Consider the following 18285-nt stretch of genomic DNA (forward strand, 5'->3'; position numbering starts at 1 on the left):
TACAAGATTCAGTGGCCCATGCCGAGGCCGCCGTCGACCGGGATGACCGCGCCGGTGATGTACCCGGCGGCGTCCGAGGCCAGGAAGGTCACGGCGGACGCGATCTCCTCGGGCGTGGCGAACCGGCCCGCGGGCACCTGGCCGAGGATCGCCTTCTTGCGGTCGTCGGTGAGCTTGTCGGTCATGTCGGTCGTGACGAAGCCGGGCGCGACCACGTTCGCGGTGATGTTGCGCGAGCCCAGCTCGCGGGCGATCGACCGCGCCATGCCGACGAGACCGGCCTTGCTGGCCGCGTAGTTGACCTGGCCCGCGCTGCCGAGCAGGCCGACGACCGAGGAGATGAACACGATCCGACCGTAGCGCTTGCGCAGCATCCCCTTGGAAGCCCGCTGCACGACCCGGAACGCGCCGGTCAGGTTCGCGTCGAGCACGCGCTCGAACTGGTCGTCGCTCATCCGCAGCAGCAGCGTGTCGTCGGTGATGCCCGCGTTCGCGATCAGCACCTCGACCGGCCCCTGGTGCGCCTCGATCTCGGCCAGCGCCGCGGTGATGTCGTCACCGTTCGTCACGTCGCACTTGACGCCGAACAACCCTTCGGGCGCGCCGGAGCCGCGGTGCGTCACGGCGACCTTGTCACCCTGTGCGGCGAACGCCTGCGCGATCGCCAGGCCGATACCCCTGTTGCCGCCGGTGACCAGAACGGACCTCGACACGGTTCTCCCATCGCTGCTGGTTGATGGGCGCGAGGCTATCCGCTACCCCCGAGTACCCCGGCATCGGCGGACCCGGATCACAATCGTCCGGGTGAGCGAACTATCCGATCGGTTGGCCGCCGAGGTCTCCGGCGACGTGCTGACCGACCCGACGTCCCGTGCCGTGTACTCGACCGACGCGTCGAACTTCCGGCACGTGCCCGCCGTGGTGGTGCGGCCGCGGACGCTCGACGACGTGCGGGCGGCCGTGGCGCTGGCGGTGGAGCACGGCGTGCCGATCACGAACCGGGGCGCCGGCACGAGCATCGCGGGCAACGCGGCGGGGCCGGGGATGGTGCTCGACTTCGCCCGGTACCTGAACCGGATCGTGGAGATCGATCCCGAGCGGCGGCTCGCCGTGGTCCAGCCCGGCGTGGTGCTCGACCGGCTGAACGCGGCCGCGGCCCCGCACGGCCTGCTGTTCGGCCCGGACCCGTCGACGCACTCGCGGTGCACGCTCGGCGGGATGATCGGCAACAACGCGTGCGGCGCGCATTCGGTCGCGTGGGGCAAGACCAGCGAGAACGTCGAGGCGCTCGACGTGCTGCTGCCGGACGGGACCGGTTTCGACACCCGCAGGCCGCCCGCGTTGGAGCTCCCGGAGGTCGACCCGACCTGGTTCCCGGCGCTGGGCCGCCGGGTGTCCGGGTACGCGCTGGACGCCCTGCCGGACCTCACGCGGGCGCTGGTGGGCACGGAGGGCACCTGCGTGACGGTGCTGGGCGCGACCGTGAAGCTGGTCGAGGTCCCCGAGCGGCGGGTGCTGGCCGTGCTGGGGTTCGCGAACACCTACGACGCCGCGGACAACGTGATGGCACTGCGCGAGTACGACGTGCTGGCGCTGGAGGGCATCGACGCGGGCATGGTCGCCGTGGTGGAGCAGCGCACCCCCGACTCCCCCGCGCTCGCCCTGCTGCCGCCCGGCGCGAGCTGGCTGTTCGTCGAGTGCCGCGACGAGGAGACCGCGCAGCGGGTGACGTCGATCGCGCCGAACTCCGTCGTGGTCACCTCGCCCGCGCGGCAGCGGCTGCTGTGGCGGATCCGCGAGGACGGCGCGGGCCTGGCGACCAGGATGGCCGACGGCACCGAGGCGTGGTCGGGCTGGGAGGATGCCGCCGTGCCGCCGGAACGGCTGGGGGCCTACCTGCGGGAGTTCGACGCCCTGCTGGCGGGCCACGGGCGGCGCGGCCTGACCTACGGGCACTACGGCGAGGGCTGCGTGCACGTGCGGATCGACTTCGACTTCGCGTCGGGCTACCGGGCGTTCCTGGAGGACGCGGCGGACCTCGTCGTGGCGCACGGCGGGTCGATCTCCGGCGAGCACGGCGACGGGCAGGCCCGGTCCGAGCTGCTGCCGAGGATGTACCCGCCCGCCGCGATCAGGGCGTTCGGGCGGTTCAAGGCCGCTTTCGACCCCGACAACCGGATGAACCCCGGTCGGATCGTGGACCCGGTGCCGCTGGACGCGGACCTGCGCGTGCTCGTGGCACCGGCCCGCATCCCGACCCGCACGGCGTTGGCGCTGCACGCCGACGGCGGCGACTTCGCGGGCGCGACCCGGCGGTGCGTCGGCGTCGGGAAGTGCCTGAACACCAGCGGCGGCGTGATGTGTCCGAGCTACCGGGTGACCGGCGAGGAGCAGCACTCCACCCGCGGCCGGGCGCGGCTGCTGTTCGAGATGCTCAACGGCGGGGTCGTGCGCGACGGGTGGCGGTCGACCGAGGTCCGCGACGCGCTGGACCTGTGCCTGGGCTGCAAGGGGTGCAAGCGGGACTGCCCGGTCGACGTGGACATGGCCACGTACAAGGCCGAGTTCCTGCACCAGCACTACAAGGGCAGGCTGCGCCCGGTCGCGCACTACTCGATGGGGTGGCTGCCGCTGTGGCTGCGGCTGGGGCTGGTGAACCGGCTGACCTCGCGGTTCCCGAAGCTCGCCGGGCTCGCGCCCGAACGCCGGATCCCCGTCGTGGCGAAGGCGTCGTTCCGGGCGACGTTCCGCCGGGTGGAGTCGTCCGGGCCCGAGGTGCTGCTGTTCACCGACACGTTCACCAACCACTTCGAGCCGTCGATCGGGCACGACGCGGCGGCCGTGCTGACCCACCTCGGGGAGTCGGTGCGGATCCCGAGCCGCACTGTCTGCTGTGGACTGACGCTGATGTCGACCGGTCAGCTGGGCTTGGCGCGCAGGGTGTTGCGCCGCACGGCCCGGATCCTGAGCCGGTACACCGCCGCCGGGGTGCCGGTCGTCGGGCTGGAGCCGTCGTGCACGGCGTTCCTCCGTTCGGACGCGCTGGAACTGGCGGGCGACGACCCGGACGTCGCCGCGCTGGCCGCCGCGACGCGGACGTTCGCCGAGCACGTGGAGCCGTCACTGGAGGGGGTACCCGGCACGGGGAAGGCGATCGTGCAGACGCACTGCCACCAGTACGCCGAACTCGGGTTCGACGCCGACCGGGCGCTGCTGGCCAAGGCGGGCGTGGCGGCCGACGTGCTGGACGCCGGGTGCTGCGGCCTGGCGGGCAACTTCGGGTTCGAGCGCGGCCACCACGAGGTGTCGATGGCCGTCGCCGAGCAGGCGCTGCTGCCCGCCGTGCGCGCGGCCGAGGCGGACACCGCCGTGGTCGCGGACGGGTTCAGCTGCCGCACCCAGGTCCGCGAGGGCAGTGGCGTCGAACCGGTGCACTCCGCGACCGTCGTGGCCAGGGCGCTGGGGCTGCGCGACTGAGTGCTGTCACACATCAGGACCCTGGTTCGTCCGAAGGTGGGGTCGTGGGCGCGGAACCACGGCACACTGGAGAAGCGGACCGACGCCGGGGGGCGCGGTCCGGACCGGGGGTGCGGACATGCCATCGCTCACCACTGCCACCAAGGCCGCCGACCAGCGCTTCCACTTCGCGGGCGCGGCGCGCAAGCAGCTCAACAAGGTCTTCCCGACGCACTGGTCGTTCCTGCTCGGCGAGATCGCGCTGTACAGCTTCATCGTCCTGCTGCTGTCCGGCGTCTACCTGGCGCTGTTCTTCGACCCGTCGATGGAGGAGGTCGTCTACGACGGCGTCTTCACCAACCTGCGCGGGATGGAGATGTCGCGCGCGTTCGCGTCGACGCTGGACATCTCGTTCGAGGTGCGCGGCGGGCTGTTCGTCCGCCAGGTGCACCACTGGGCGGCGCTGCTGTTCATGGCGGCGATCGTCGTGCACATGCTCCGGGTGTTCTTCACCGGCGCTTTCCGCCGTCCGCGCGAGCTGAACTGGGTGCTCGGCATCGGGATGTTCGTGCTCGGCTGCCTGGAGGGCCTGTTCGGCTACTCGCTGCCCGACGACCTGCTGTCCGGCGCCGGTCTGCGCATCACGGCGTCGCTGCTGCTGTCGATCCCGGTGGTCGGGACCTGGCTGCACTGGGCGCTGTTCGGCGGCGAGTTCCCCGGCACCGAGGTCATCCCGCGCATCTACACCCTGCACGTGCTGCTGATCCCGGCCGTCCTGCTCGGGCTGATCGCCGTGCACCTCGCGCTGGTCTGGTACCAGAAGCACACCCAGTTCCCCGGCGTCGGCCGCAAGGAGCGCAACGTCGTCGGCGTGCGGATCATGCCGGTGTTCATGGTCAAGAGCGGCGTGTTCCTGGCGGTGGTCGTCGGGGTGTGCGCCGTGCTGGGCGGGCTGTTCCAGATCAACCCGGTGTGGAACTTCGGGCCGTTCAACGCGGGCCAGGTGTCGGCGGGCACGGTGCCGGACTGGTACATGGCGTGGACCGACGGCCTGCTGCGGCTGTGGCCCGCGTGGGAGGTGTACCTCGGGAGCTACACGATCCCGGCGGCGTTCTTCCCGTTCCTGGCCGGGCTCCCGCTGCTGACCGGCCTCGCGGCGGTGTACCCGTGGATCGAGCGCAGGCTCAGCGGCGACCACGCGCACCACAACCTGCTGCAACGGCCGCGCGACGTGCCGGTGCGGACGTCGTTGGGGGTCATGGCCCTCGCGTACTTCATGGTCGCGCTGCTGTCGGCGGCCAACGACGTGATCGCGCACGCGTTCGACATCTCGCTCAACGCGACGGTGTGGGCGGGCAGGCTGGGGCTCCTGCTGCTGCCGCCGCTGGCGTACTACGTCACCTACCGGCTGTGCCTGGGGCTCCAGCACTCCGACCGGGCGGTGCTGGAGCACGGCATCGAGACCGGGATCGTCAAGCGGCTGCCGCACGGGGCTTTCATCGAGGTGCACCAGCCGCTGGCCGACCGACCGCTGGCCTACCAGGGCACGGCCGTGCCGAAGAAGATGAACAAGCTGGGGTCCGCCGGTTCCCCGGTCCCCGGCTCGTTCTTCTCCCCCGACCCGGTCGCACCACTGGAGATCGAGTCCACTAAGGACTGACCTTCTCCTCCAGCGTCGACTCCTTCGACGTCTCCCTCATGGTGCCGTACACGATCAACGAGACGAGGACGCATCCCGAGACGTACCAGTAGAACCACGACTCGTGGCCCGCCGACTTCAGCCACAGCGCCACGTACTCCGCGGTGCCGCCGAAGATCGCGACCGTGAGCGCGTACGGCAACCCCACACCGAGCGCCCGGATCCGCGTCGGGAACAGCTCGGCCTTCACGATGGCGTTGATCGACGTGTACCCGGTCACCACCACCAGGCCCACCAGCATCAGCAGGAACGCGGGCACGACCTCGTCGGTGGACGCCAGCGTCGTCAGCAGCGGCACCGTCCCCAGGGTCCCCAGCACCCCGAACGCCAACAGCAGCGGCCGCCGCCCGATCCGGTCCGAGAACGCCCCCGCGATCGGCTGGATCACCACGAACACCAGCAGCGCCAGGAAGTTGATCCAGCTCACCGTCGCCGCGTCGATGCCACTCGTGTTGATCATGAACTTCTGCAGGTACGTCGTGTACGTGTAGAACGCCACCGTCCCGCCCAGCGTCAGCCCCACGACCAGCAGGCATTCCCTGGGGTACCTCGCCAGCGCCCGCAACGACCCCCGCGCCTCGGACGTCCTGCCCTCGCGTCGGAAGCTCTCCGACTCGTCCATGCTCCGCCGCAGGTACATCACGACGATCGCCCCGGTGGCACCCACCACGAACGCGATCCGCCACCCCCACGACTGCATCTCGTGCCGCGACAACACCTGCTGCAACACGATCTGCACCCCGAGCGCCAACAACTGGCCCGCCGTCAGCGTCACGTACTGGAAACTCGAGTAGAACCCCCGCTTCCCCTTCGACGCCACCTCGGACAGGTAGGTCGCCGACGTCGAGTACTCCCCGCCCACCGACAGCCCCTGCAACAGCCGCGCCAGCACCAGCAGGATCGGCGCCGCGACCCCGATCGTCGCGAACGAGGGCGTCAGCGCGATCATCAACGACCCCAGCGCCATCAGCGACACGGACAACGTCAACGCCGCCCGCCGCCCGTGCCGATCCGCGTAGCGGCCCAGCAGCCACCCGCCCAACGGCCGCATCAGGAACCCGACCGCGAACACCGCCGCGGTGTTCAACAACTGCGCCGTCTGGTCCCCCTTGGGGAAGAAAGCCGCCGCGAAGTAGATGCTGAACGCCGTGTACGCGTACCAGTCGTACCACTCGATCAGATTCCCGATCGACCCCCGCAGCACGTTCCCGACAACCCGCCGCTCCACGGCGCTTCTTCCCCGCTCGACCTCGACTGCCATAGTCGCCCTCCTGGTGTGATCCACCACACCATCGGGCGTGGACCCAGGCGCGACAAGGTGTTCGGGGAGTTCTTTGCGTTGCCTTAGGACGACAGGCCACCGTCAGACCCGGTCACGAACCCGAACGACCGGATCAGCCCGCGTCGCCGCGGAAGTAGGCGACGCAGTCGCCGAGCACGACGCCGTTCGCGTCCAGGAGGCAGACGGAGGTGGCGTAGGCGCCGCCCACGACGTCGGCGGGCACGTCCAGCTGGAACGACCTGACCGCGTCCCCGCACTTCGCGCTGGTGTTGCGCTCGCCCAGCAGGTCGACGGCGGAGTCGAAGGTGGCGGCGTAGGCCTTGCGGCACCCGCTGCTGCTGAGGGTCCGCAGGTCGCCGGTGAGGCGCACGGTCCGGTTGAACCAGGTCATGGTGCCCTGGGCGTAGCTCGCCCCGTAGGACACGCGGAAGGTGTTGGTGGGGTAGGCGGCCTGGGCGGTGGCCTGGGGTGCGACGAGCACCAGGCCCGCCAGAGCGGTGATCGCGCACAGCGCGGACTTCATCCGTGCCGACATGTGAATTCCTCCCCTGTTGTCGACCCGCGTCGTCACGGGCCCACATCGCAGCATCGGCTGTTCGGTCGACGGCAGGGGCGGATTCGGATCGGCTTCACTCGATCGGGGTGGCTCTCCTCGCGCGGAGCGAACTCGTTACCTTCGGCCGAGTGCGAATCCTCTTCTCGAGCCTCGGCGCCCACGGTCACACCTACCCCCTCTTACCGCTCGTCATCGCCGCCCGCGAGGTGGGTCACGAGGTCACGTTCGTGACCACGGCCCTGTTCGCGGGCACCATCACCCGGTGCGGCGTGGACCACGTCGCGGGCGGTATGGACATGCTGGAGGCGTTCGAACTGGCCAACGCGGGCCCCGCGGACCGGAAGAAGCCCGATTTCCAGCCGGAGCGGGTGTCGGAGGTGTTCGGTTCGATCCTGCCGCGCAGCTACGCGGCGGACCTGGCGCCGATCATCCTGGACCGCAAGCCCGACCTGGTCGTGCACGAGCTGGCCAACGCGGGCGCGGGGCTGGCCGCGAGGGCCGCGGGGGTGCCCGCGGTGTGCCACTCGTTCGGCCGGATGTGGCGGCCCACCGGCACTCCCGAGGCCCTGCGCGCGAACCTGGCCGAGGTCGCCGACGACCTCGGTGTCGACCTGCCCGACGGCTACCTCATGCCGCTCGGCAACCCCTACCTGGACATCTGCCCGCCGTCGTTGCAGGACCCGGAGTTCCCGATCCCGCAGGACAGGGTCGTCCCGCTGCGGCCGATGCCGTTCTCCGAGCCGGGCGAGCTGCCGTCGTGGGTGCTCGAACACCGCAAGCCGCTGGTGTACCTGACGCTGGGCACCGCGTTCGGCGACACCGGCGTGCTGCGCACCGCCATCACGGGCTTGGCCGCGCTGGACGCCAACGTCATCGTGGCCACCGGCCCCAGTGTCGCGGCGGGCTCGCTGGGCGACGTGCCGGACAACGTGGTCGTGCGACCGTGGCTGCCGCACGCCGACCTCCTGCCGCACGTGGACCTGGTGGTGCACCACGGCGGAGCCGGCATGACGATGGGCACGCTCGCGACGGGTGTGCCGCACCTGGTGCTGCCGCAGGGCGCCGACCAGTTCAGCAACGCCCGCGTGGTGACCGCCGCGGGCCTCGGCGACCAGGTGCTCGCCGCCGACCTCGCGGTCGAGGTGATCGCGACCAAGGCGCGCCGCCTGCTCACCGACGAGGCCGTGCACGAGGCGGCCAGGGCCATGGCCGCCGAGGTGGCGGCCATGCCGTCGCCCCACGACGTGGCCCGTGGGCTCGCCGACCACACCTGACCCCGATCACCGCCCGACCGCGCTCCGGGACGGCCGGGGGCGCGGTCGGGCGAGGGGAAGCGCGTGCCCGCAAGGGATGCCGGAACCACTCGGGTACCGACGGCTGGGTTGCGCTACTCCTCCTCGGCGCCCGTGATGTGCCTGATCGGCGCGAAGTCGGGGAGGTCGCCGCTCATCGTCTCCGACCCGTCGGCGTGCCGGACCTTCCGGACGACGCACCGGTCGGACTCCACGGTCACGTGACCGCCCAGTTCGACGCGGTCCTGCTCGGTGAGCCGGTCGAACTCGACCTCCACCGAGAACTCCGCCCCGCGGGGCAGGTCGTCCTCGGCGAGGTCGGACGCCTTGGCGTCGTTGAAGAACCAGTCCAGCACGCGCAGCACCGCGGCCGTCCCCACCCCCTCGGCCCCGGTCAGCGTCGCCACGTCGGTGAAGTGGATCTCGACGTGGTCGAGGCGGCGGAAGTTCTCGATCCGGACCCTCGAAATCCTCACGGCAGACGATTCCCCGCTCTCGTGACGGGGCGCCCTTGATCGACGACCTCGTGGCGACACGTCATGGGTCACATCGCCCGGCGGTGCCCTTCGCTACGCCATCCGACGACCATCACCCGATCGAGTTACCGATCACGGATCGCCTCGACCGGAGCGCGGCCGCCCACCTCCTGGGAGCGGTGTCGCGGTGCGGCATCCACCCGCCTGCGCCCCCGTGGATCACGCGAGAATGTCGCCGCGGCTCCGCTGTAGGGTCCGCGTTCGAGCTGAACGAGGGTGATCATGAGCGACACGACGGTCGACGCCTCCCGCGCCGCGGCGGGCAGCGCCCCTTCCACGGTCGACCAGCCAGGGCTGCGCCAGTTGCTGGCCGGGTTGACCGCGGTGCGCGACGGCGATTTCGGCACCCGCCTGCCGGACGACGCCGACGGGCTGCTCGGCGAGATCGCCTCCGTGTTCAACGGCATGGTCGACCAGCTGTCGCTGTTCACCTCCGAGGTCACGCGCGTGGCGCGCGAGGTCGGCACCGAGGGCAGGCTGGGCGGCCAGGCGGAGGTGCCGGGCGTGTCGGGCACCTGGGAGGACCTGACCGACTCGGTGAACGCCATGGCGGGCAACCTGACCAGCCAGGTGCGCGACATCGCCCAGGTCGCCACGGCGGTCGCGCGGGGAGACCTGTCGCAGAAGATCGACGTGGACGCGCGCGGCGAGATCCTGGAGCTCAAGGAGACCGTCAACACGATGGTCGACCAGCTCTCCAGCTTCGCCGACGAGGTGACCCGCGTGGCCCGCGAGGTCGGCAGCGAGGGCCGCTTGGGCGGCCAGGCCGAGGTTCCCGGCGTGGGCGGCGTGTGGCGGGACCTCACCGACTCGGTGAACTTCATGGCGGGCAACCTGACCGACCAGGTCCGCAACATCGCGCAGGTGACCACCGCCGTCGCGCAGGGCGACCTGTCGCAGAAGATCACCGTGACCGCCCGCGGCGAGATCCTCGAACTCAAGAACACCATCAACACCATGGTCGACCAGCTCTCCAGCTTCGCCGACGAGGTGACCCGCATGGCCCGGGAGGTCGGCACGGAGGGCATCCTCGGCGGGCAGGCCGACGTCAAGGGCGTCTCCGGCACGTGGCGGGACCTGACGGACTCGGTGAACTTCATGGCGGGCAACCTGACCGCGCAGGTGCGGTCCATCGCCCAGGTCGCCACGGCGGTCGCCAAGGGCGACCTCTCCCAGAAGATCACCGTCACCGCCCGCGGCGAGATCCTGGAGCTGAAGAACACCATCAACACGATGGTCGACCAGCTGTCCGCGTTCGCCGACGAGGTCACCCGCGTCGCCCGTGAAGTGGGCACGGAGGGGCGGTTGGGCGGTCAGGCCGACGTCGAGGGCGTCTCGGGGACGTGGAAGGACCTCACCGAGTCGGTGAACGTCATGGGCGACAACCTCACCGCCCAGGTGCGGTCCATCGCGCAGGTGACCACGGCGGTCGCGCGCGGAGACCTGACGCAGAAGATCCGGGTGGACGCCCGCGGCGAGATCCTGGAACTGAAGGAGACCATCAACACGATGGTCGACCAGCTCTCGGCGTTCGCGGACGAGGTGACCCGCGTGTCCAGGGAGGTCGGCACCGAGGGCAACCTCGGCGGGCAGGCGACCGTGCGCGGTGTTTCGGGGACCTGGAAGGACTTGACGGACAACGTCAACGTCATGGCGTCCAACCTGACCGGCCAGGTGCGGTCCATCGCCCAGGTCGCCACGGCGGTGGCGAGGGGCGACCTGAGCCAGAAGATCACCGTCGAGGCCAAGGGCGAGGTCGCCGCGCTCGCGGGCGTGATCAACACGATGGTCGACACCCTGTCCGCGTTCGCCGACGAGGTGACCCGCGTGGCCCGCGAGGTCGGCACCGAGGGGATGCTCGGCGGCCAGGCGCGCGTACCGAACGTGGCGGGCACGTGGAAGGACCTGACCGACAACGTCAACTTCATGGCGAACAACCTGACCAACCAGGTCCGCAACATCGCCCAGGTGACGACGGCGGTCGCGCAGGGCGACCTGACCCGCAAGATCGACGTCGACGCCCGCGGCGAGATCCTGGAGCTCAAGACCACCATCAATACCATGGTCGACCAGCTCTCCGCGTTCGCCGCGGAGGTCACCCGCGTGGCCCGCGAGGTCGGCAGCGAGGGCCGCTTGGGCGGCCAGGCGGAGGTCGAGGGCGTCTCGGGCACGTGGAAGAGGCTCACCGAGAACGTCAACGGGCTGGCGGGCAACCTGACCCGGCAGGTGCGCGCCATCGCCGAGGTGACGAGCGCGGTCGCCGAGGGCGACCTGACCCGTTCCATCACCGTCGAGGCCTCCGGCGAGGTGGCCGAGCTCAAGGACAACATCAACTCGATGGTGGGGTCGCTGCGCGAGACCACCAAGGCCAACCAGGACCAGGACTGGCTCAAGTCGAACCTGGCGCGCATCTCCAGCCTGATGCAGGGCCGCCGCGACCTCGCGATCGTCGCCGAACTGATCATGGACGAGCTGACCCCGCTGGTGGCCGCGCAGTACGGCGGCTTCTACCTGACCGACGACAACGCCGACGACCCCGAGCTGCGCCTGATCAGCTCCTACGGCCACCCCGACAGCCCGGACGACGACCGGCGCAAGCGGTTCCGGCTCGGCCAGTCCCTGGTCGGGCAGGCGGCTCGCAGCCGTCGCACGATCGCGGTGGACGACGTGCCCGCCGACTACGTCACCATCTCCTCCGGCCTCGGCGGGACCGCGCCCGCCAACCTGGTCGTGCTGCCGATCGTGGTCGAGGAGCAGGTGCTCGGCGTCATCGAGCTGGCGTCGGTGCACCGGTTCACCGCCATCCACCGCGACTTCCTCGACCAGCTCATGGAAACGGTCGGGGTCAACGTGAACACCATCGTGGCCAACGCGCGCACCGACGAGCTGCTCGTCGAATCGCAGCGCCTGGCCACCGAGTTGCAGGCGCGGTCGGGCGAACTCCAGGTGCGGCAGGAGGAACTCCAGTCCTCCAACTCCGAACTGGAGGAGAAGGCGGCGCTGCTGGCCACGCAGAACCGCGACATCGAGACGAAGAACCTGGAGATCGAGCAGGCCCGCCAGGAGCTGGAGGCGCGGGCGCAGGAGCTGACGCTGGCGTCGAAGTACAAGTCGGAGTTCCTGGCGAACATGAGCCACGAGCTGCGGACGCCGCTCAACAGCCTGCTGATCCTCGCGCAACTGCTGGCCCAGAACCCGTCGCGCAACCTCACCACCAAGCAGGTCGAGTACGCGGGCATCATCCACTCCGCGGGCTCGGACCTGCTGCAACTGATCAACGACATCCTCGACCTGTCCAAGGTCGAGGCGGGCAAGATGGACATCACGCCGGAACGCGTGCCGCTGCGCCAACTGCTGGACTACGTCGAGGTGACGTTCCGGCCGATGACGACGCAGAAGAGCCTGGGTTTCGAGGTCGTCACCGCGCCCGGCGTCCCCGCCGACCTGCTCACCGACGACAGCAGGTTGCAGCAGGTGCTGCGCAACCTGCTCTCCAACGCCGTGAAGTTCACCGAGACCGGCGGCGTCGAACTGCGCATCGACCCCGCGGACCCGGCCGAGCTGCCCGAGTCGGTGCGCCACCACGGGTCCGCGATCGCCTTCCGCGTGGTCGACACCGGCATCGGCATCGCCGACCAGCAACTGGAGTCGATCTTCGGCGCGTTCCAGCAGGCCGACGGCACCACCAGCCGCAAGTACGGCGGCACCGGACTGGGGCTGTCGATCAGCCGCGAGATCGCCTACCTGCTGGGCGGCGCCATCACCGCCGAGAGCACCCTGGGGCAGGGCAGCACCTTCACCCTCTACCTGCCGGTGGCCCGCCCGGACTTCCGGGAGGCCTCGGCGCCGGCCGCCGCGGTCGACGTCATCCCCAGCTCGATCGACGTCCGCAAGCACGCGGGCGCGATCGAGGCGCCGCGGGCGCAGGGCGTGCGGCGCCGTCGTCTGCTCGTCGTCGAGGAGCGGCCGCGGGGGCTGCTGTCGCTGGTGGCCGAGAGCGCCGCGAACGAACTGGCGGGCAACCACGACCCCCGAGGCCCGATCGAGGTCGTCACCGTGGTCGGGGCGCACGAGGCGGCGGTCGCCCTCGCGGCCAAGCCCTACCACTGCGTCGTGCTGGAGCTGGACATGGCCGACGGCGCCGGGTTCGCCTTCCTCCAGGAGATGCAGGGGGACGCGGGGCTGCGCACCGTCCCGGTGCTGGCGCACAACAGCCGGAGGCTCACCGTGGAGCAGGAGGTCGCGCTCACGCGGCACTCCGACCGGCCCGCGGTGGAGGTGCTGTCCAGTTTGGACGAACTGCGCGAGCGCATCGCGCTCTACCTGACCGCCGAGATGCCGGGGGACGTGCACCCGTTGAGCCGGGCGGACGACTCGGTGGAGTCCGCGCCGAAGCAGGGCGACGGCAGGCTCGTGGGCCGGACCGTCCTGATCGTCGACGACGACGCGCGCAACCTCTTCGCGCTCAGCAGCATCCTGGAGTTGCACGGCCTCGACGTCGTGCACGCCGAGAACGGGAGGGAGGCGATCGAAGCGCTGTCCGGCTCCTCGTCCATCGACCTCATCCTGATGGACGTGATGATGCCCGAGATGGACGGGTACGCCGCCACGACCGCGATCCGCTCGATGCCCGAGCACGCCGGGCTGCCGATCATCGCGGTCACGGCCAAGGCCATGCCGGGTGACCGGGAGAAGAGCCTGGCCTCCGGCGCCAACGACTACGTCACCAAGCCCGTGGACGCCGACCACCTGGTGAGCTGCATGCAGCGGTGGCTGGACGCGTAGGCCGTGAGCGCAGCAGAAGAGGGCGGGGCCGCGGACGTGGCGAACCTGACCAGGCTGGCGGCGACCGTGGAGCGCCTGTCGCTGGAGGTCCGCCGGGCGCGGGCCGCGGCCGACGGGCGCGCGTTGGTCGAGCTGGCGAGGGGTGTCCTGGTCGAGCGGTTGGAGTGCGGTCCCGCCCAAGCGGCCCTTCAGCTCACCGCGCTGGCGGAGCGATCCGGCACGCCGGAACTCGAACTGGCCGCCGAGATCATCAACCAGGCCGCGCACGACCGCCTCGCCGCCACCGTGAAGGAACTCCTCGGCACGCCCGAGGCCGGGAGCGGCTCGTCGGCGGCCGCGCACTCCCCCGGCGTGCGGTTGCGCACCGCCGAGAGCGGCGCGCTGGCCGCGAGCGACACCCAGGCCGTCGCCGAGTCGCTGCTGGAGCACGCGCTCGCACCGCTGGGAGCCGCGGCGGCCGCGATCTGGTCGGTGGGCAACGACTCCTCGCTGTCGTTGGCCGGGGCGGCCGGGTTCGCGGTCGAGGACGCGGGTCGCTGGCACTACGTGCCGCCGGGTGTGGCGACCCCCGCCCGCCAGGCCCTCGTGGCGCGGGACGCCGTCTGGATCGACGACCTGGCGGCGTCGGGGCTGCCCTCGATCGGGAGCAAGGGGTACCCCGGAGGCCGGGTCGCCGTCCCCGCGGGTACCGGCGGGCGGATCCTGGGGGTGCTGGAGATCTGCTGGCCCCTCCCGATCGGCCCGCAGTCCCCGCAGATCAGGCGCCAGGTCGACGCGTTGGCGGAGCTGTGCGCCCACACGCTCGACGCGACCACGGCCACCGTGTGGGAGCCGGTCACCTCGGTGTCGCCGATCAGCGCGAGCCTGCCCGAACTGGTGGAACTGGCCGACGGGCTGCTCGACGCCGCCATGGTGCTGCTCCCGCACCAGGACGCGACCGGGAGCCTGGTCGACTTCCGCATCCACCACGTCAACGGCAACTTCGCGGACCTGGCGGGACGGCCCCGCAGCGCGATGCGGGGAGCGCTGCTGCTGGAGGTCTACCCGCTGGCCGCGGACGACGGCGGCGTCTTCGACAAGATCGAGCGGACCTACGCCACCGGCGAGGCGTACCGGGCGCCGCGGATGGCGCTGGCGGCGCTGATCGACCAGGTGCCACTGACCGTGATCATGAACGTGGCCATCACCCGCCACGGCGACAGCGTGCTGGTCGTGTGGCGGATCCAGGACGACGCCACCCGGCTGGCCAACATGCTCCAGCACGCCCAGCGCCTGGGCAGCATCGGCGGGTTCGAGGAGGACCGCGCCACGGACCAGGTCACGTGGAGCCGGCAGCTGTTCACGCTCTACGGGATGGACCCGTCGGCGGCGCCGATCCCGTTGACCCGGCTCCCGGAGTACACCCACGTCGACGACGCCACGGCCATCGAACGGTTCCTGCGCACCGTGCTGCGCCACCTCCGCCCCGCGTCCACGGCCTTCCGCCTGCAACGCCCGGACGGGGTCGTCCGGCACATCCGCGTCATCGCCGAACCGGTGCTCGACTCCGCCGACCGCCTCCTCGCCGTGCGCGGCGCGTACCAGGACGTCTCGTCCCAGCACTGGACCGAGGTGGCGCTGTCGGCCACCCGCGACCAGCTGGCCCACTCCGAGCAGCGGACCGCGGAGCAGAACCGGCTCGCGCTCCAGTTGCAGCAGGCGATCATGCCGCCCGCCCAGCCCACGGTCGAGCTGTCCGGACTGCGCATCGCCGTCCGCTACCGCCCCGCGGAACTGGAGCACCTCGTCGGCGGCGACTGGTACGACGTGGTCCTCCTGCCGTCCAAGCAGGTCCTCGTGTCGGTGGGGGACATCACCGGCCACGGGATCCAGGGCGCGACCGGGATGGTGGTGCTCCGCAACGCCCTGCGCGGTCTGGCCGCCACCGGCGCGAACCCCTCCCAGCTGGTGGCCTGGCTCAACCTCGTCGCGCACCACCTGACCGACAACATCTTCGCCACCGCGATCTGCGGCCTGTACGACCCGGAGACGCGGGTCCTGCGGTGGGCGCGCGCCGGGCACCCGGCACCGGTTCTCGTGCGCGCGGGGCAGGCCACCGCCCTGCCCATGCTCGGCGGCGTCCTGCTCGGCGCGCTGTCCGCGTTCACCTACGAGGAGTCGGAGGTGCAGCTCCAACCGGACGACGTGCTGCTGTTCTACACCGACGGGCTGATCGAGAGGCGCGACCGGGACCTCGACGAGTGCGTGGACTGGCTGCTCGCCACCTCGACGGGTTCCACGGCCGCGTCGTTGGACGAACGCCTGGACGGACTGCTGGAACACAGCGAGTCCGACACCGAGGACGACACGTGCGTGGTGGGGATCCAGGTCATCTGAGCCGGGCTCCCCGCCGGGATGCGGACGCTCAGCCGATCGGCGGAACGCGCACGGCCAGCAGGGCGGTGTCGTCGTCGGCCCGTCCCAGGCAGTGCCGCGCGTGGACCCGGCCGATGTGGGCGACGGTGCCGACCGCGTCCTCGCCGTGGCAGTCGGCCAGCGCCCCGGCCAACCCGTCCTCGCCGAACTGGGGGCGATCGGCGCCGGGCCGGTCGGCGGGCGGGCGGCCTTCGGTGGCGCCGTCGGTGTAGAGCAGCAGGGTGTCCCCCGGCAGGAGGCGGAAGCGCACGTCGGTGACGGCGACGTCGTCGAGCATGCCCAGCAGCGTTCCGGCGCGCCCCACCGACCGGATGCGCCCGTCGGCACGGCGGACCAGCGCGGGCGGGTGGCCCGCCGCGGCCAGCCTGCCGGTGACGCCGCCGGAGGTGACGCGGAAGGTGGCGTAGGCCGCGGTGAGGAACCGGTCGCGGCCGCGCTGGGCGATGATCGCCGAGTTCAGGCGGGTCAGCACCGCGGACGGCGACAGGTGCCTGCCCGCTTCGGCGCGCAGCGTGTACCGGGCGAGGGCGGTGAGCTTGGCGGCCTCGACGCCGTGCCCGCACACGTCACCCATCAGCGCGCCCCACCAGGGCCCGCGGATGTGGAACAGGTCGTAGAAGTCGCCGACCACGGAGTCGCCGTCGGCGGGCAGGTAGGAGGCGGCCACGTCCAGTCCCGGCACCGGCGTGAGGCGGGGAGGCAGCAGGCTGTCCTGGAGGCTGCGGGCCAGGCCGGTCAAGGCGGTCAACGCCTGCCGGGTCGTGTCCAGCGCCTTCCGCAGGTGCATCTCGTTGCCGATCGCGCGGGCGAGCGCCCCCAGGCTGTCCAGCTCGGCCGACCGCCAGGTGTGCGGGACGTCGTCGATGACGCACATGCTCCCCAGCACCTCCCCGCCCGGCGCGAGGATCGGGTAGCCCGCCCAGGCGCCGATCCTCATCGGCGCCACCGAGGGGTGATCGCGGGTGCGGGGGTCGGCCGCGGCGTCGGACACGACGAACGGTTCCCCCTCCAGACCGACCAGGAAGTAGCAGAAGCTCTCCCGCACCGCGTTCTGCCGCCCGGCCACGTCACCCGGATCCAGATCGACACCCACGCAGGACTTCCAGAACGAGCGGTGCTCGTCGACCAGCGTGATGAACGCCCGCTCGCACCCGGTGACCGCGGCCGCCAGCCGCGCCAGGTCGTCGAAGACGTCCTCGCCCCCGGTGTCCACCAGCCCCGTGGCCGCGACCGCCGCCAACCTGACCGGGTCGGACAGCGCGGCGGGCAACCCGTCCCGCCGAAGCCCGCGGGGGAAGACCGCACCGTCGACGGTCGACGTCACGTCCACACCTCCGGGAACCGCCGTTGACCTGGACGGCATCCGGGGCACTCGACACCTCGGGTGACGGTAGCCCATCACGGGTCCACCGGAGGACGTCACGCCGAGGACCACCCCAACGACGTGCGCGGCGCACTCCGGCCCGGCTGAGCACGACCTCCTTCTCGGGTCCGGCGGTGTTCGCGAGACCGCGCTACGCCGGCAGCGACTCCCAGAACCCGGTCAGCACCTTCGCCGCGAGGTGCGGTTCCTGGAGCATCCACCAGTGCCCCAGCCCGTCCAGCACCTCCACGTGAGCGCCAGCCAGGGCGGCCGCCTCGTAGCGCTGGGCGGTGGTGCCGACCGTGTTGTCCGCCGTGGCGACGACGGCCAGGCCGGGGCGTCGGGCGGCCAGTGGCAGGGAGCGGCCGAGGGTGGACATGGCCGGTTGGGCGGCTGAGCGGTGGTGGGCGAGCACGGCCCGCCCCATGGTCTCGTCCTGCTCCGCCGCGACGCGGGCCGCCACCTCGCCGGGGAAACCACGGCCGACCAGGGACGCCGTGCGCTCGGCGACGGTGCCGCCGAACCGCCTGGCGACGTCGACCTCGCCGACGCCGGGGGTCTGCCAGAGCGTGGCGAGGTAGTGCCACGCGTAGTCGGGGTGGAAGACGCCGACCGCGTCGCCCGCCCAGCTGCGCAGCAGGTCGGGGCGGGTCATGGCGACGCGGGTGGCGAGGCTGCCGCCGAGGTCGTGGCCGACCAGGTCGACGGGTTCGCCGAACGTCTCCAGCTCGCCGACCAGCCAGTCGCGGTAGTCGTCGGCTGTGGCATCGAAACCTGCGGGCAGCGGGGCGCCGAAGCCCGGCGGGGACAGGCGGGTGATGTCGTCGCGCCCGAGCGAGACCAGCAGCGGCTCCCAGATCGCGGCGGTCTCGGGACTGCCGTGCACGAACACCAGCATGGT

11 protein-coding genes are annotated in these 18285 nt (G+C 71.5%); 5 read left to right on the plus strand and 6 right to left on the minus strand.

What is annotated here, in order from left to right; translation table 11 throughout:
* Positions 1-8: 8 nt before the first annotated feature.
* Entirely contained in the window at positions 9-713 is a 705-nt protein-coding gene (gene fabG / locus RM788_RS10530; protein WP_315931417.1) for a 3-oxoacyl-[acyl-carrier-protein] reductase, read from the minus strand.
* A gap of 91 nt (positions 714-804) precedes the next feature.
* Between fabG and RM788_RS10535 the strand changes: the two genes are divergently transcribed.
* Positions 805-3477, plus strand: coding sequence for an FAD-binding and (Fe-S)-binding domain-containing protein (locus RM788_RS10535; RefSeq protein WP_315931418.1), 2673 nt, complete (start codon positions 805-807; stop codon positions 3475-3477).
* Between the two features lie 118 nt (positions 3478-3595).
* Positions 3596-5116, plus strand: coding sequence for a cytochrome bc1 complex cytochrome b subunit (locus RM788_RS10540; protein ID WP_315931419.1), 1521 nt, complete (start codon positions 3596-3598; stop codon positions 5114-5116).
* On the opposite strand, the gene RM788_RS10545 is transcribed toward RM788_RS10540, so the two are convergent.
* Together RM788_RS10545 and RM788_RS10550 are read right to left on the minus strand one after the other, a co-directional pair.
* On the minus strand, positions 5106-6416 hold the full coding sequence (locus RM788_RS10545) for an MFS transporter (RefSeq protein WP_315931420.1): 1311 nt from the start codon (positions 6414-6416) through the stop codon (positions 5106-5108). The genes RM788_RS10540 and RM788_RS10545 overlap by 11 nt on opposite strands.
* 133 nt (positions 6417-6549) lie before the next feature.
* Complete coding sequence (locus RM788_RS10550) at positions 6550-6972, minus strand: hypothetical protein (RefSeq protein WP_315931421.1); 423 nt, start codon at positions 6970-6972, stop codon at positions 6550-6552.
* Between the two features lie 149 nt (positions 6973-7121).
* Here RM788_RS10550 and RM788_RS10555 point away from each other — a divergent pair, with 149 nt between their 5' ends.
* Positions 7122-8267: a glycosyltransferase gene (locus tag RM788_RS10555; protein WP_315931422.1), complete on the plus strand. Its 1146-nt coding sequence runs from the start codon at positions 7122-7124 to the stop codon at positions 8265-8267.
* Positions 8268-8380: 113 nt separating this feature from the next.
* Here RM788_RS10555 and RM788_RS10560 read toward each other — a convergent pair whose 3' ends face one another.
* A complete protein-coding gene (locus RM788_RS10560; RefSeq protein ID WP_315931423.1) occupies positions 8381-8761 on the minus strand; it encodes an AAA family ATPase in 381 nt (126 codons plus the stop codon).
* Positions 8762-9043: 282 nt separating this feature from the next.
* Between RM788_RS10560 and RM788_RS10565 the strand changes: the two genes are divergently transcribed.
* Both RM788_RS10565 and RM788_RS10570 read left to right on the plus strand, forming a co-directional pair.
* Complete coding sequence (locus tag RM788_RS10565) at positions 9044-13606, plus strand: HAMP domain-containing hybrid sensor histidine kinase/response regulator (RefSeq protein WP_315931424.1); 4563 nt, start codon at positions 9044-9046, stop codon at positions 13604-13606.
* Positions 13607-13609: 3 nt separating this feature from the next.
* Positions 13610-15982, plus strand: a complete 2373-nt coding sequence (locus tag RM788_RS10570) for a SpoIIE family protein phosphatase (protein WP_315931425.1) — start codon at positions 13610-13612, stop codon at positions 15980-15982.
* 28 nt (positions 15983-16010) lie between these two features.
* On the opposite strand, the gene RM788_RS10575 is transcribed toward RM788_RS10570, so the two are convergent.
* A complete protein-coding gene (locus tag RM788_RS10575; RefSeq protein ID WP_315931426.1) occupies positions 16011-17345 on the minus strand; it encodes a PP2C family protein-serine/threonine phosphatase in 1335 nt (444 codons plus the stop codon).
* Between the two features lie 190 nt (positions 17346-17535).
* Complete coding sequence (locus RM788_RS10580) at positions 17536-18282, minus strand: alpha/beta fold hydrolase (RefSeq protein WP_315931427.1); 747 nt, start codon at positions 18280-18282, stop codon at positions 17536-17538.
* Positions 18283-18285: the final 3 nt, after the last annotated feature.

Origin of the sequence: Umezawaea sp. Da 62-37 (genome assembly GCF_032460545.1) — a bacterium.
In the GTDB taxonomy this organism is placed as follows: Bacteria; Actinomycetota; Actinomycetes; order Mycobacteriales; family Pseudonocardiaceae; genus Umezawaea.

What these genes read in the sequence shown, in the direction of transcription:
- RM788_RS10540 (WP_315931419.1), top strand. Translation starts at nt 3,596, where the DNA reads ATGCCATCGCTCACCACTGCCACCAAGGCCGCCGACCAGCGCTTCCAC.
- RM788_RS10545 (WP_315931420.1), bottom strand. Translation starts at nt 6,416, where the DNA reads ATGGCAGTCGAGGTCGAGCGGGGAAGAAGCGCCGTGGAGCGGCGGGTT.
- RM788_RS10550 (WP_315931421.1), bottom strand. Translation starts at nt 6,972, where the DNA reads ATGTCGGCACGGATGAAGTCCGCGCTGTGCGCGATCACCGCTCTGGCG.
- RM788_RS10565 (WP_315931424.1), top strand. Translation starts at nt 9,044, where the DNA reads ATGAGCGACACGACGGTCGACGCCTCCCGCGCCGCGGCGGGCAGCGCC.
- RM788_RS10580 (WP_315931427.1), bottom strand. Translation starts at nt 18,282, where the DNA reads ATGCTGGTGTTCGTGCACGGCAGTCCCGAGACCGCCGCGATCTGGGAG.